This window comes from Plectonema radiosum NIES-515, assembly GCF_025753815.1.
In the GTDB taxonomy this organism is placed as follows: Bacteria; Cyanobacteriota; Cyanobacteriia; order Cyanobacteriales; family Nostocaceae; genus Hassallia; species Hassallia radiosum_A.
Genome location: NZ_JAOWRF010000410.1, coordinates 1 through 15564, shown reverse-complemented (window position 1 = coordinate 15564; position 15564 = coordinate 1). Strand labels below are relative to the sequence as shown.

At 41.8% G+C, this 15564-nt stretch carries 13 protein-coding genes; 9 read left to right on the top strand and 4 right to left on the bottom strand.

Annotation, left to right across the window (positions count from 1 at the left end):
• A partial coding sequence (locus tag OGM63_RS29100; protein WP_263749237.1) for a 2-oxoacid:acceptor oxidoreductase family protein occupies window positions 1-2934 on the top strand: 2934 nt, incomplete at its 5' end.
• Window positions 2935-3320: 386 nt separating this feature from the next.
• On the opposite strand, the gene OGM63_RS29095 is transcribed toward OGM63_RS29100, so the two are convergent.
• Complete coding sequence (locus tag OGM63_RS29095) at window positions 3321-3479, bottom strand: YqaE/Pmp3 family membrane protein (protein WP_263749236.1); 159 nt, start codon at window positions 3477-3479, stop codon at window positions 3321-3323.
• A 33-nt stretch (window positions 3480-3512) separates the two neighbouring features.
• On the opposite strand from OGM63_RS29095, the gene OGM63_RS29090 reads away from it, so the two are divergent.
• Entirely contained in the window at window positions 3513-3647 is a 135-nt protein-coding gene (locus tag OGM63_RS29090; RefSeq protein WP_263749235.1) for a hypothetical protein, read from the top strand.
• A gap of 66 nt (window positions 3648-3713) precedes the next feature.
• Here OGM63_RS29090 and OGM63_RS29085 read toward each other — a convergent pair whose 3' ends face one another.
• Window positions 3714-4058: a translation initiation factor gene (locus OGM63_RS29085; protein WP_263749234.1), complete on the bottom strand. Its 345-nt coding sequence runs from the start codon at window positions 4056-4058 to the stop codon at window positions 3714-3716.
• 508 nt (window positions 4059-4566) lie between these two features.
• Between OGM63_RS29085 and OGM63_RS29080 the strand changes: the two genes are divergently transcribed.
• The 7 genes from OGM63_RS29080 (at window position 4567) to OGM63_RS29050 (ending at window position 13238) form a co-directional block, all read left to right on the top strand.
• Entirely contained in the window at window positions 4567-5118 is a 552-nt protein-coding gene (locus OGM63_RS29080; RefSeq protein ID WP_263749233.1) for a CAP domain-containing protein, read from the top strand.
• Window positions 5119-5278: 160 nt separating this feature from the next.
• Window positions 5279-5902 (top strand): ribonuclease D, encoded by a 624-nt coding sequence (locus tag OGM63_RS29075; protein ID WP_263749232.1) that lies wholly within the window; start codon window positions 5279-5281, stop codon window positions 5900-5902.
• Window positions 5903-6188: 286 nt separating this feature from the next.
• On the top strand, window positions 6189-7469 hold the full coding sequence (iscB, locus tag OGM63_RS29070; RefSeq protein WP_263749231.1) for an RNA-guided endonuclease IscB: 1281 nt from the start codon (window positions 6189-6191) through the stop codon (window positions 7467-7469).
• 619 nt (window positions 7470-8088) lie between these two features.
• Entirely contained in the window at window positions 8089-8424 is a 336-nt protein-coding gene (locus tag OGM63_RS29065) for a beta/gamma crystallin-related protein (protein ID WP_263749230.1), read from the top strand.
• 361 nt (window positions 8425-8785) lie between these two features.
• Window positions 8786-10978 (top strand): peptidase domain-containing ABC transporter, encoded by a 2193-nt coding sequence (locus tag OGM63_RS29060; RefSeq protein WP_263749229.1) that lies wholly within the window; start codon window positions 8786-8788, stop codon window positions 10976-10978.
• A complete protein-coding gene (locus tag OGM63_RS29055) occupies window positions 10975-12483 on the top strand; it encodes a beta-barrel domain-containing protein (RefSeq protein ID WP_263749227.1) in 1509 nt (502 codons plus the stop codon). Before OGM63_RS29060 ends, OGM63_RS29055 begins: the two co-directional genes overlap by 4 nt.
• Window positions 12484-12620: 137 nt before the next feature.
• On the top strand, window positions 12621-13238 hold the full coding sequence (locus OGM63_RS29050; RefSeq protein WP_263749226.1) for a PEP-CTERM sorting domain-containing protein: 618 nt from the start codon (window positions 12621-12623) through the stop codon (window positions 13236-13238).
• Between the two features lie 120 nt (window positions 13239-13358).
• Here OGM63_RS29050 and OGM63_RS29045 read toward each other — a convergent pair whose 3' ends face one another.
• Window positions 13359-13859: a rhodanese-like domain-containing protein gene (locus tag OGM63_RS29045; RefSeq protein WP_263749225.1), complete on the bottom strand. Its 501-nt coding sequence runs from the start codon at window positions 13857-13859 to the stop codon at window positions 13359-13361.
• 445 nt (window positions 13860-14304) lie between these two features.
• Window positions 14305-15372: a 4-hydroxythreonine-4-phosphate dehydrogenase PdxA gene (pdxA, locus tag OGM63_RS29040; RefSeq protein ID WP_263749224.1), complete on the bottom strand. Its 1068-nt coding sequence runs from the start codon at window positions 15370-15372 to the stop codon at window positions 14305-14307.
• Window positions 15373-15564 lie beyond the last annotated feature (192 nt).

The following is a 15564-nucleotide window of genomic DNA, read 5'->3' as shown; positions in this document are numbered from 1 at the left end:
CCCCACCGGAACGTCTCTCCCCCCCACCGGAACGTCTCAGAGACGTTCCACCGGAACGTCTCTACCCCTATGCCCAAAATCATCGGTGGTCGTTACGGTCTTTCCTCAAAAGAATTTACCCCAGCGATGGTTAAAGGTGTATTCGACAACCTTGCCCAGCCACAACCGAAAAACCACTTCACCATCGGTATCAACGACGACGTAAGCCACACTTCCCTAAACTTTGACGCTAACTTCTCCACCGAACCGGATAACGTCGTCCGAGCAATGTTCTACGGATTAGGTTCTGATGGGACAGTTGGTGCTAATAAAAACTCAATCAAGATTATTGGTGAACAAACAGACAACAACGCTCAAGGCTACTTTGTCTACGATTCCAAAAAATCTGGCTCAATGACCGTTTCCCATCTGCGCTTTGGTCAACAACTGATTCGCTCAACCTACCTAATTGACAAAGCCAACTTTATCGGTTGCCATCACTGGGAATTTTTAGAGCGCGTAGATGTACTGAAAGCGGCTGTGTCTGGAGGAACTTTTTTACTCAACAGTCCTTATAATGCTGATATTGTGTGGGAACATCTCCCCGTAAAAATACAGCAACAAATTATCGCCAAGCAACTTAAATTATACGTCATCAACGCTAGCGAAGTTGCGCGCGAAAGTGGCATGGGCGGTAGAATTAACACTATTATGCAAGTGTGCTTCTTTGCCTTAGCCGGTGTCTTGCCACAAGAAGAAGCCATAACCAAAATCAAGCAAGCAATTGAAAAAACCTACGGCAAAAAAGGCACAGAAGTCGTCCAAAAGAATCTGCAAGCGGTAGACCAGACGCTGGAGAATTTGCATAAAGTGGGGAATGGGGAATGGGCAGTGGGGAGTGGTGAAAAATCCTCTACTCCCTACTCCCCACTCCCTACTCCCTTACTCCCCCCACTCGCTCCGGAATTTGTGCAGTCAGTGGAGAATTTGCATAAAGTGGGGAATGGGGAATGGGCAGTGGGGAGTGGTGAAAAATCCTCTACTCCCTACTCCCCACTCCCTACTCCCTTACTCCCCCCACTCGCTCCGGAATTTGTGCAGTCAGTGGAGAATTTGCATAAAGTGGGGAATGGGGAATGGGCAGTGGGGAGTGGTGAAAAATCCTCTACTCCCTACTCCCCACTCCCTACTCCCTTACTCCCCCCACTCGCTCCGGAATTTGTGCGAGATGTTTTGGGTAAAATCATGGCTTGGGAAGGTGATGAATTACCTGTGAGTGCGCTACCTGTTGATGGGACTTTTCCTACCGGCACTGCTAAATGGGAAAAACGCAATATTGCTACGGAGATTCCTGTTTGGGATGCGGATGTCTGCGTGCAGTGTGGCAAATGTATTATGGTTTGTCCTCATGGAGTCATTCGAGGCAAGGTTTATGAACCAGGGGAGTTAGTTAATGCACCGGCAACTTTCAAGTCAACTGAAGCGAAAGATAAAGACTTTGCTTGCTCAAAATTTACCATCCAGGTTGCTCCAGAAGACTGTACAGGCTGCGCTATCTGTGTAGATATTTGTCCGGCTAAAAATAAGTTAGAGCCGACACGCAAGGCGATTAATATGGAAGCGCAGTTGCCTTTACGGGAGCAAGAGCGGGAAAACTGGAATTTCTTTCTCAGTTTACCAAATCCTGACCGACGGGAATTAAAAGTCAATCAGATTCGTCAACAACAACTGCAAGAACCTTTATTTGAATTTTCTGGTGCTTGTGCTGGTTGTGGTGAGACGCCTTATTTAAAATTATTAACACAACTGTTTGGCGATCGCTCTGTCATTGCCAATGCCACAGGTTGCTCTTCAATTTACGGTGGAAACCTCCCCACTACACCTTGGACAACAAACGCTGAAGGAAGAGGTCCAGCTTGGTCGAATAGTCTTTTTGAAGACAACGCTGAATTTGGTCTTGGCTTTCGTCTTTCTCTAGACAAGCAAGCCGAATTTGCTGCCGAACTACTGCAACAATTGGGGAGTGGGGAATGGGGAATAGGGAATGGGGAAAAAGAGCAACCGTTAATTCCTCAGGATTTGGTTCAGTCTATCCTCAAGCAGAAGCAAAAATCTGAAGCGGACATTTGGGAACAACGTGAACGAGTAGCGCTGTTGAAACAACATTTAGATGAACTGCTGACAAAGTGGGAAGATGTAAAAAATTCTCCCCACTCCCCACTCCCCACTCCCCACTCCCCACTCCCCACTCCCCACTCCCCTATTCAAAATCTAAAATCCCTCGCTGACTACTTGGTGAGAAAAAGCGTCTGGATTGTTGGGGGTGACGGTTGGGCGTATGATATTGACTTTGGGGGATTGGATCATGTCCTTGCCAGCGATCGCAATGTCAACATTTTGGTCATGGATACCGAAGTGTATTCTAACACTGGCGGTCAATCATCCAAAGCTACACCGCGAGGTGCGATCGCTAAATATGCCGCTAGTGGTAAGCCAGCACCGAAGAAAGACTTGGGGCTAATTGCCATGACTTATGGTAATGTGTACGTAGCCAGTGTAGCCCTTGGTGCGAGAGATGAACACACCCTAAAAGCATTTATAGAAGCAGAAGCTTACGAAGGACCATCACTGATTATCGCTTACAGTCATTGCATCGCCCACGGCATCAATATGACCACAGCGATGAATCATCAAAAAGCTTTGGTAGAATCAGGAAGGTGGTTGCTGTATCGTTACAATCCCGAATTGCAGCAAGCGGGTAAGAATCCATTGCAATTGGATATGCGTCAGCCAAAACAGTCGGTAGAACAGTCGATGTATCAAGAAAATCGCTTCAAGATGCTGACTAAGAGTAAACCCGAAGTTGCCAAACGTCTTTTAGAAGAAGCGCAAGCTGAAGTGGATGCGCGTTGGAAAATGTACGAGTATCTCGCTGCGCGTAATGTAGCAGAATAAGGAATAAGGAATAAGTTAATGAGTCTTTGATACTTGTCGATGAGTGTTTCATACTCTTTAATAAGTATCATAACTCCGTCGATGAGTCTTAAGTCGGCGTAGGCGGACGAGCGTTTGTCTAGCCGCGAATTCTATTCGTAAGGCGCTGATACAATAGACATCTGTTGGAAAACAATGTAGAGACGCGAAATTTCGCGTCTCTTGGGGTTTGGATAACGCATATTTAATTTTCGGAGATGTCTAATATACAAGTATGCTAATTACGCGATCGCGCGACAATGCCGTACATTAATTGGAGTTCGTAGTAAGCGCTTCAGCGCTTAAAAAGCGATAAATCGCTTACTACGAACTCCAAAATACTTTCAGTTTAGTTGTATTTACGTAGCTTATTTCTTAGCAATCACCCAAATTGCGTGAACAATCCCAGGAATATAACCGAAAAGCGTCAAAACGATATTAATCCAAAAATCTATACCAATACCAACTTGCAAAAATACTCCCAGAGGTGGCAGAAATATAGCGCAAAGAATCCTAACTAAATCCATTTCAACCTCCTATTAATATTAAATCGAGCAGCCATGCTTGTTAATTTTTCGCAACTGCTGAAAGTTATTTCTACTTTTCAAGGTAACATCGCCTGTATCTTTCTAGATACGGTTTACCACACTCACGCGTCGAGAAGAGCGATCGCACCCGTTTTCAGTTATTCTTAAGTTTGTTGAGGCGATCGCTTCTGTTGGATAACTTGCTTCAATTCTTCAATTTCATCACCACACCGATTAACCACCGCTAATTTTGGCTTTGTAACCAAGCTTAATTAAAATCTCCAGGATTTTCTGCTTGTGGTCGCCTTGAATTTCAATATCATTATCTTTAACTGTGCCACCTGTACCACATTGAGCTTTTAACTGTTTCACCAAATCTGCTAAGGTTTCTGGTTTAACTTGAAACCCAGTAATTACGGTGACAGTTTTACCTTTGCGTCCGCTGCGGGTAGCTTGTACCCGGACGTTTTGTTGTTGGGGTGGTAGTTCTTGAGTTGGTCTTTCTAAAGCAGCAGAGTTGTCGTTACCAAATTCTTGGTAGACAAAGCGTTTGTCAGAGTTACCTTTTCCAGAAGCCATAATATATCAATTATAATTCAGCTTTATACTGATTAGGGACTAAGAAATAACTTCTTCACAATGCCCAATGCCCCAATCATATCAAGCGATCGTATCCTATCCGCTTCAGACTTTTCTATAATTAAGTTTGTCCTGTCATCGAAATCAATCTCCCCTTCCTTCCTCGAAATCAACATATTACTCCGAAAAATGTCATTAACTGCTCTGGACGCGGTGACAAGGATGTGCAAAGTGTAGCAAAAATTAGGGACTAGAAACGCTTGGATTAGGGATTAGGGATTCGGAAGAGTCTTTTTGTTATTTTTTGACCAGTAAAAAGTCCCGAATTGTTAAGTTTTTATTTTGATTTGCTTGCCGATTGCCAGATTGTAATTAAATACTCTAACTAAGGCGATCGCAATGTGCAAATATTTCCTAACATCCGGAAATACTGAAAAGTATATCGGTATACTAGGAAACAAAAAAGCAGGGGATGCGTCTAAAAACTCTACACATTACTCAACTCTTCATGTTTCGACAAACTGCTTTTGGCATCGCTTTCAGTGCGCTTGTCCTAGCCAGTGGATTAACGAGCAGTCCTGTACCGGGTCACATGACGACGAAAAAAAACAGTGATAATCAGCCGTTGTCGATTGGGTCTAGTCAAGTTGCATTGTCGCCCACTACTACTTTTAAAACCACTGCTCTAGAAAAATCAGTTTTTGACCAAATTAATCGCTATCGAGTTTCTAAGGGCTTGTCAAAACTGACTTTAAATGCAAACATCACTCGGCAGGCAAGGATTCACAGTCAAAATATGGCTAATGGTAAAGTTTCGTTTAGCCATAAGGGATTTGAAAAACGAGTCAATTCTGTCTCGATTAGATACAAGAGTGCGGCAGAAAATGTCGCTTTTAACCAAGGTTATAGCGACCCAGCAAGCCAAGCGATGACTGGTTGGATCAACAGTCCCGGACATCTAAAAAACATTAAAGGCAAATATAATTTAACTGGGATTGGTGTTGCTGCTAATAGGGAAGGGGAAGTGTATCTGACGCAAATTTTTATTGGCAATAAATAAGGATTGGTTAGTGGATAGTTGATAGTTGATGGTGGATAGTTGATGGTGGATGGTGGCAAAGAATAAACAAGTAATAAGCAAGAACCAACCACTATCAACTAACCACGCTCCAACCAACAATCGGGTAATATGAGGTATTAAACCAGATTTAATTCAATTCATGGAAGATTTTCAGGTTTGCGATCGCGACCTTAATGACGCTACCTTATCGCAGTATTTACAATCAAAGGCGATCGCAGTCGATACCGAAACTATGGGATTATTGCCACTGCGCGATCGCTTGTGTCTTGTCCAGTTATGCAATCATGAAGGTAAAGTTACCGCAATTCGCATAGCTAAAGGGCAAACCGACTCCCCAAATTTAAAAAAACTCTTAGAAGCAACGAATATTGTTAAGATTTTTCACTTTGCTCGCTTCGACATTGCCACCTTACGTTATCATCTCGGCATCCAAGTTAATCCTCTATTTTGCACCAAAATTGCAAGTAAGTTAGCCCGCACTTACACCAATCGTCACGGACTCAAAGATGTAGTGCAAGAATTAGAACAAGTCGAACTCGATAAAAGCGCTCAAAGTTCAGACTGGGGAAACGCTGCTAATTTATCTGACGCTCAATTGAGTTACGCTGCCAATGATGTGCGTTACTTAATCAGCGTACAGCAGAAACTCACAGCCATGCTCCAACGCGAAGAACGTTGGGAATTAGCTCAAGAATGCTTTCAAGTTTTGCCAACGATAGTATCTTTAGATTTATTGCAATTTAAAGATTTATTTGAACACTAATTATCTAGCAAAAAACGTGTCAAAAGTCAAGACTAAAATAGGTCTAACTGTTGAGATCATAGGCAATCGGAGTAATCCGTAGCCTATGTGAACCAATCCACCCAAGTTTTCTTGGGTAAACGTTACTTGAGTCATGACACCCTGGGATTCGCTAGTCCCCTGCCCTGTCGCTACTCATTAAACATCTCGCAAGAGAAGTGTGTTTAGCCTAACAAGCTCAGATAACAAGGTTGAAGCAAACATTACTTAGTAATAGGGATTGGTCAAATCGACCAAATTAAATCAAATGTCAAATTATGTTTTTCTGATTGATGCCAATAAAACACCGATGAATCCAATTCATCCTGCACACGCTAAGAAACTTTTAAACGCCGGGAAAGCCGCCGTTTTTCGTCGCTACCCGTTCGTTTTAATAATGAACCGAGTAGTCGAAAACATCGTTACGTATCCCATCACCTTGAAAATAGATCCAGGCTCTAAGTTTACTGGAATTGCGTTAATAAATAATCTAGACCAAAGTATATGGGGGATGGAATTACAGCATCGCGGTGCAGCAATTAAGGATAGTCTAGAAAACCGCAAAGCCGTAAGGAGAGGACGACGCGCTCGCCACACGAGATATCGTCAAGCCAGATTTCTTAACCGTAAACGTCCTGAAGGATGGTTAGCCCCATCGTTACGGCATCGCGTCTTAACCACCGAAACTTGGGTAAAACGTTTATGTAAATATGCGCCAATAGCTAGTATTGTTCAAGAATTAGTTAGATTCGATTTGCAACAGCTAGAGAATCCAGAAATATCGGGCATTGAATACCAACAAGGTGAATTAGCTGGGTATGAAGTACGTGAATACTTGCTTAATAAATGGGATAGAAAATGTGCTTATTGTGGCGTTGAAAACGTCCCTTTGCAGGTTGAGCATATTAAACCAAAAGCCAAGGGAGGAACTAATAGAATCTCCAATTTGTGCCTAGCTTGCGAGAAATGCAACCTCAAAAAAGGGACTCAAGACATAGAAAAGTTTCTTGCAAAAAAGCCCGAACTTTTAAAAAAGATTTTGGCTCAAGCTAAGAAACCACTAAGGGACGCTACTGCCGGAAATTCAACTCGCTGGGCGCTGTTCAACATCCTGAAAAAGACTGGATTGTCTGTAACAACAGGTTCCGGCGGACAGACCAAGTTCAATCGAACTCGATTAGGGCTGCCCAAGGCTCACTGGATTGATGCAGCTTGCACGGGAGTTGTTCAAGCCCTTGAGATACTAACAACAAAAATTCTGACGGTAAAAGCCACGGGACACGGATGTAGAAGGATGTGTAGAATCGATAAGTTCGGCTTTCCCTGTACCAAGGCAAAGCAAACGTTTACTCACATCTCTACCGGAGATTTTGTCAGAGTTGAATTACGCAAAGATCGCAAACACGTCCCGTCAGGAATATATACAGGACGTGTTAAAACTCCAACCGACGAAGGGTGTGAAGTCGTTATTAACGGCTTTAGAGTTACATTTTCGGCAATGGAAGATGTTTTCAAGATTCACCGAAACGACGGGTATAGCTACGCATGACTACGAAAAACTCCGATTTATCGAGATTAAGTGATTCGACGGTTGAGTGTGACTGGGAAACATAGCGGTTCTCAGTTGGATGCAATGTTATTTCAATCCAATTGCTAATTATCTTTTCAGAGCGCATAAACTCCAACCTAACAAAGGCTTGAAGTGAGCAAAATATATATCTCTGCTAACCTACTACATCCCCCCAACTTTGGCTCCGATAACAAAAATAAGGTGTAGATGTCTAGATTACATTGCGCTGTCGAGGGTTTATAGCGGTTTTCAGTTGGGTGCAATACATAACCTCACCCTGGGAGTTCCGGACACCCCTCTCCTTAATAAGGCTACGGTGTACACACAAGTTATCGAATCACTACCAGTCCTTGAATTACCCCACCCTAACCCGGACCGTATGTATTAGACATCTGTTGGAAAACAATGTAGAGACGCGAAATTTCGCGTCTCTACAAGGGTTTCGGGCAACGCATAGTTCATTTCTGGAGATGTCTATTTGAAATGTAGAAAGCAAATTGAAAAGCACTCAATCAAAGTTAAAAAATAAGTCATCTATATGGCGTTTTAAAACTAGAAAAGATTGCTCATTTTAGCTTATTTAAAAATGGAAAAAACAATGACAAACATCAACAATCAATCCCAATCTCTTGACAAAATTGCAGGTCTAGAAGACCTGAACCATGAAAATGCTGCCGTTTGTTCTGGCGGCGCAAGCATAATTTTATATGATGGCGCAGATCTCACTGGTGAATCCAAGTCTTTTTCAATATCCAGTGTACCAAGTCTCTTTAGATACAATTTCAACGATAGAGCTTCATCTATCAAAGTTGGATCAGGGAAGTGGCAGTTGTTTCAAGATGTAAATTTCGCGGGTTTCAGCAACACTTTTACATCAGGAGCTTACAATTTAACTCAACTCAATAATCAAGTTTCGTCCCTAAAAACAGTTTAAGTAGTTGCCTAGTAGCTGGGGTGTTGACTTCTAAATTTCAGAGCTAGCAATTAAGGATGAGAAAAATGCTCAAACCTTGATGCTAGCAGAGTGAAATTATTGGCTACTAAATCTATAGGACAATACCGTTCAGTTAAGCCCCAAATCCTCGTAGAGACCTAGCATTGCTACGTCTCTACATACATACAATTTTTACCACCAATTTCTTAACTGAACCGTATTGAGCCATAGGGCAATACAGTTGAGTTAAGGATTTTTGGTATGGATTTCGGCATGTAGAGACGTAGCAATGCTACGTCTCTACAGAGGATTTCGGGCTGAACTGAACGGTATTGATACATATTTAATTTAATACTCAAATATGAGATACCAAGTTGTTTTGCAGCATAGTGAGGAAGACTGCGGCGCGGCTTGTCTTGCTGCTGTTGCCAAACATTATGGACGCACCTTTGCTTTGCATAGAATGAGAGAAGCAGTTGGCACAGGAGCGCGAGGAACGAGCCTGTTGGGTTTAAGTCGAGGAGCAGAAACTCTAGGATTTAATACTCGTCTTGCCAAAGCTAGCTCCCAATTTATAGAAGAATTGCATCAAGCTCCTTTACCAGCAATTATTCACTGGAAAGGCTACCACTGGGTAGTTTTATACGGACGCAAGGGAAAAAAATATGTAATTGCAGACCCTGGTATTGGCATCCGCTACCTAACTTTTAAAGAGTTAATGGCAGGTTGGAGCAATGGGGTCATACTACTTTTAATACCAGACCATAATCGTTTTCATGAGCAAGCAAATGATAAAGTTGGCGGTATCGGACGTTATTTAGCGCGTGTTTGGCCTTATCGTTTCTTGATAGCTCAGGCAATTACGATTAACTTCGTGATTGGATTACTTTCTTTAGCCTCTCCGTTAATGATGCAACTGCTTACCGATGATGTCCTGGTAAGGGGTGATACTCAACTGCTAACGACAGTGGCAATTGGGGTGATAACAATGAATTTCATTAGGAGTGTCATTGGTTTAATACAATCTCACCTGATCGGTCACTTTGGTCAACGGTTGCAATTAGGATTGATTTTTGAATACGGACGAAAACTCTTGCACTTACCCCTGGAGTATTTTGAAGGACGACGCAGTGGAGAAGTAACGAGCCGCATTGCAGATGTGAATACGATTAATCAGCTAGTTTCCCAAATCGTCCTAGGTTTACCTAGCCAATTTTTTATCGCTTTGGTTTCTTTAGGATTGATGCTGTTCTACAGTTGGCAATTAACTCTGGCTTCTGTATTTGCTTTTGTAGTAGTCACAGGACTGAACCTGCTTTTTGTACCAGCTTTGCGCCAAAAAACCCGTAGTCATATTATCTTAGGTACAGAAAATCAAGGCTTTCTTGTCGAAACGTTTCGCGGAGTTCAAGTACTGAAAACAACTCAAGCCACCCCTCAAGCTTGGCAAGAGTATCAAACGAATTACGGTCGCCTTGCTAACCTCAGTTGGAGTACCATGAAGCTGGAGCTTTATAGTGGTACGCTCACGCAATTTATTTCTACTGTCACGAATATTGTCTTACTGTGGCTAGGCAGTAAATTGGTGATTGATCAGACTTTAAGCATCGGACAATTGCTGGCTTTTAGTGGTATGAGTAGCAACTTTTTGGGCTTTTTGAGTTCAGCGGTTGCTTTAGTTGATGAGTTTATCACTGCCGGAATCGTCATTCAACGTTTGACAGAAGTCATTGATGCTACTCCAGAAGATGAAAATGATTTCAAAAAGCCTGTGGTAAAGATTCCTGCTGATGCAGATATCACCTGTGCCGATCTCAATTTCCACCATACAGGTAGAATTGACTTGCTAAATGATTTTTCCTTGATTATTCCTGGAGGAAAAGTCATTGCTTTAATTGGTAAATCAGGCTGTGGTAAAAGTACTCTAGCTAAACTGATGACTGGTTTATATAAGATTCAGTCAGGCAATATCAGCTATGGTCTATATAACCAACAAGACCTTTCATTAGAATGCCTACGTCAGCAGGTGGTATTAGTGCCTCAAGAGCCACATTTCTGGAGCCGTTCAATCATTGAAAATTTTCGCTTCAGCTATCCCGATGTCAGTTTTGAAGAAATTGTGAGAGCTTGCAAAATAGCTGGCGCAGATGATTTTATTAATAAACTGCCCGATAAATATCAAACTGTTTTAGGAGAATTTGGTGCAAATCTTTCTGGTGGTCAAAAGCAAAGATTAGCCATAGCTAGGGCAATAGTTACGGAACCACCCATATTAATTTTAGATGAATCTACAGGGGCACTCGATCCAGTAACTGAGAGTTTGGTGCTAGATAAACTGCTGTATTACAGACGTGGCAAAACCACTATCGTGATTAGCCATCGCCCTAGAGTCATCCAGCGGGCTGATTGGATTGTGCTACTCCAAGAAGGGCGCTTAAAAATCTGTGGTTCCCCAGAAGAATTATACCATATTCCTGGTGAACATTTAGATTTTTTAGAGGATACTTTGCCATCAAAAAATGGTTTGGTAAGTAGGTCGGCGCAATTAAAATGACAAGTATTTATCGGAACATGATATCAGACTTTTTACCAACAGTTCAAGAAAATGAATTTCTGCCACCAATTAGTGGTTGGACAACATTCGGTGGACTATTTATTCTCTGCGTTTTGGGTTTAGCTATTCCCGTTGCTTCTGTGAGCAAATATAAGGTTACTGTCAAAGCTAATGCTATTATTCGTCCTGCTGGTGAATTAAAAGTTGTTCAGGCAGCAACAGAGGGTCAAGTAATGCAAATCTTTGTGCAAGAAAATCAAGTTGTCAAAAAAGGAGAGAAAATTGCCACTATCGATGATTCTCGTCTACAAACTAAAAAGAGCCAAATCCTGATCAATATCCAACAAGCGAAATTGCAACTAGTTCAAATTAATGCTCAAATTAGCGCCATTAATAGCCAAATCAACGCGCAAAGGCAGCGGATTAATAGTGCGATCGCTTCGGCTAAAGCTGAATTTAATGGTCGTAGTCGTGAATATCATGATAAACAAATTACTACAGTTTCTGAATACGAAGAAGCTGATACTAATATCAAAATAGCCGAAGAAGAATTGCATGTAGCTCAAGCACAGTTGAAATCAACACAATCAAATGAAAGGGCAACTGAGGCAGCATTAGGATCTGCTAATTCAAAGCAGAAGCGATACGAAAATGCAGCAAAAATCGGTGCATTGTCTCAAGATCAATTGGAGGAAGTACAACTATCTGTTATGCAGCAAGAACAAGCTGTTGCGGCACAAAAAGCCACAGTTGAAGCACAGTTAAAAACAATAAATCGGCTTCAACAAGCAGTTTTAGCAACCATTGGTAAACGGCAAAGAGCTATGGTTGCACTCAATCCTATGAACGTAGACGTAGCGATCGCTTCTTCACGAATTGCTCAAGAAAAAGCTTCAGGAGAAGCTAACATCGCTACTTTAAATAAAGAACGCTTTGCCCTAATCCAGCAACGAATTCAAATTGAAGAACAGCTAGAGCGTGAGCAGAGCGAACTTAAACAAGTAGAGAGCGAACTGAATCAAACTAGTATTACTGCTACAGCAGATGGTATTGTTTTCAAATTAAATCTTAGAAATACCGGACAAAACTTGCGTACTGGAGAAGAAGTTGTACAAATTGTTCCTACTAATGCCCCTTTGGTTGCCAAGGCAGCAGTGGGATCTGAGGATAAAAGCAAGTTGAAAATAGGTCAGACTGTACTTTTGCGAATTAGAGCCTGTCCTTATCCAGATTATGGAACTCTTAAAGGTAAAGTTAAAACGATTTCCCCAGATGCAATCACTCCTCAAAAAAATGATTCTGCATCTATCTCTCCAAATAATTCTAGCTCTAATTTAGCTAACTTTTACGAAGTAACAATAGCACCAGATAGCCTGATGTTAGGTACAAAGAAGCAGCAGTGTTCCATTCAGTTAGGAATGGATGGAACAGCGGATATTATTTCTCGTGAAGAAACTGTACTTCAATTCTTCTTGAGAAAGGCTAGACTAACCGCAGAAATTTAAATCACAACAGGATTGACGCAACTGGCACATATATCTTCTGTTATAGGATTCAAGTGTCAAAAGTCCGGGTTTTTTAGACTTTTGACTCTAAACAATCACCATAAAAGTATCATCAAAACCATTGAGGTAATAAATTCATGAAAATTCTAAATTTTGGACTACTAATTTCCAGCATTTTAGGAATATCGGTTTTTTCTTTTGCTCCGGTTAATGCTGCTGTTTTAGTAGAGCCAATTGTGACAACACCTAACAAAAATTTCCCCGACGGAGAGACAATAGGAGATTATCTTCCAGCATCAACGGGAATTTTATTCGGAAATGCACCTGATGCTAGAAATCAACAAAATTTGTTAAATTCCACAGGTTATACAATCAATAAATTATCACTATTCTTAGTCCCCGATCTCGACTTTGTTGATGAAGATGTAGTTTGGGGAGATGTAAATGGAGATGGCAAAATTGGTCTATCTAACATTTTTGATAATATTACTATTGCCCCAGATTTAGTGATTGGAAATATTATTCTTCCGAGACTTAATTTAACAGATGGAATAATCCCCAATGGGAATCGTTTTACCATCCAATTTATTACGAGTCCAGATTTAACTCCTCTAGACCCTCAAGAGTTCGGACCTCTTGTAACAGGATTTTCTTATGATGGTGTTAAATCTGTACCAGAACCCTCTAATATTATTGGTTCTGCCCTAGCAATAACAATAGGGATCTGGTTGAGAAGAAGCAAGGTAAAAGGTTGACGGTTAACGGTTGAGTGAGGTACAAGAACCCCCTCCCCGCAAGCAGGGAGGGGGCTATGACGTGCCTCATGTAATTAGGAAACGCTATACCACATTATATTCAACTAAACCAGGGGGAATTCAGGATTCTACAATACCCTCAGTCGGACCGCCAACTGCCTTCCATGCAGCAAGACCACCTTGGAGGACTGATACATGGTGAAATCCCGCAGAACGAAGCGCTTGTGCGGCTTGAGAAGTTTCCTCATCATTTCCGCCGTAAACGTATATATCACGGCTTTTAGCTAAAGTTGGGGTTGCGCGGTCTACCAATTCATTGATTGGCATTGGCATTGATCCCATGATGTGACCTTCATTGTAAATTGTGCGATCGCGCACATCCAATATTGTAAAAGCTGGTTCACCCCACTCCAAACGCGACTTGAGTTGATGAGCATCAGACTGGGGGGCAAGTGGTGGCTGTGAAGGAATAACATCGCCGACTACATTATGGAGAGCTTTCTTAGCCGATTCTCCTACCTTATTCGCTGAATCTCCCACATTCTTCACTGCTGATTCTACCGCATCCTTAGCTGATTCGGCTGCATCTTTTACTGACTCAACTGCTTTATTTTCTTCCATGATATCCCTCGCCGATTATGTTCTTAGCAATAATTTACCAAACTTCAAAATTTTACTTACTCTTTCCTGGGTATGAAGCTTCTAAATATCCCCCTTCCGATAGACTTACTGACAAAGATAAATCCTCTCAGGCAATCACCGTGAAACTTACTTGATTAGGATGATATAAACATAATTCATATTATCAGCTTTTTGTCAAACCAAAAAGTTAAATAGTGTATATTTTGTTTGACAAAAATCAAATCTTAGGATTATTTTTTTCCTCGACGACTGTCAACAACAATATTATAATGATTCCCTTGCTGTAATTTGAGATAAGTGCTTTTCTATTTCCCAGAGCATTAAGCCATTCATCAAAAGGATTTCTTTTATCTGCTGTGAGGTAATTCTTAATCTTCTTTGTATACGTCCATATTTTTTCCGACTTTTTGTTTGGGGATAACACTTACTTTGCAGCTATCCGCTGACACACCAACTCAACCGCTAAGTGTATAGCTGCTTTCATCGAAGTAGCATTACTCATTCCTTTACCCGCAATATCAAATGCTGTGCCGTGATCTGGTGAAGTCCGCACAAAAGGAAGACCGATAGAAGTATTAACTGCTCTATCAAATGCCATCAACTTTACAGGTATTAAACCTTGGTCGTGGTAAAGTGCTAAATAAGCATCTGCTGGATTTTGGGAAGTAGCAGAGTTTCCATACCAAGCTTGACCAGGCTTGACCCACATTGTATCCGGCGGGATGGGACCATCTAACTGAAAATTAGGACGATTTTTACGCTCTTGTTCTAACCAGGGAATTAGCCAATCTTGTTCCTCATGTCCTAACTGTCCCTGTTCACCACTGTGAGGATTTAAACCAGCGATCGCTATCCTTCCTTCTTGTATCCCAAAGTCTTTCTCCAAGCATTCCACCAGCAAATCTAATTTTTTTCTCATTAACTGCGGTGTTAATACCTGGGATACTTGACTTAATGGAATATGTGTGGTGACAAGTAAGGTGCGGAGTGTCCAATTAGTGTGAGGCGATCGCGCGACAAATAACATCCCAAAGCGGTCAACTCCAGATTTTTCCGCTAAAAGTTCAGTTTGACCTGGATAATTATATCCTGCCGCCTTCCATGCAGATTTAGCGATTGGACCTGTAACGATCGCATCGAATTTACCAGATAGAGTGTGAGCGATCGCAGTTTCCATATAACCAAAACTAGCCGCACCACTAGCTGCGTTACCAATTCCCGTAATAATTTCACCTAGGTCAGGCACATCCAAAACTGACAAATCAGCCGGATTTGCCATCAAGTCTAAATTACCACCTAAATTAAACTTAGTATAAGCTTGTATCAGTAAATCCAGGCTTCCGACGACTGTTACATCACAGTGTTTCCTAACATCCGGATCAGCCAAAGCCTTCAAAACCACCTCTGGTCCAATCCCAGCCGGATCTCCCAACGTCAGCACCAGACGCGGACGCAATTGTTTATGAGATGTTACCGTCACATTTGAATACATATAATTTAAAATCCTCCTCAAAAAGCGGGAATAATATTAGGGCATTGGGCATAGGGCATAGGGGATTGGGCATTAAACAAGTTCAAGAAAGCGAGTGCGTGAATAAATACAATTGTTTCAAGTCGTCCCCCTTCTTAAGTCGTCCCCCTTGTCCCCCTTGTCCCCCTTGTCCCCCTTGTCCCCCTTGTCCCC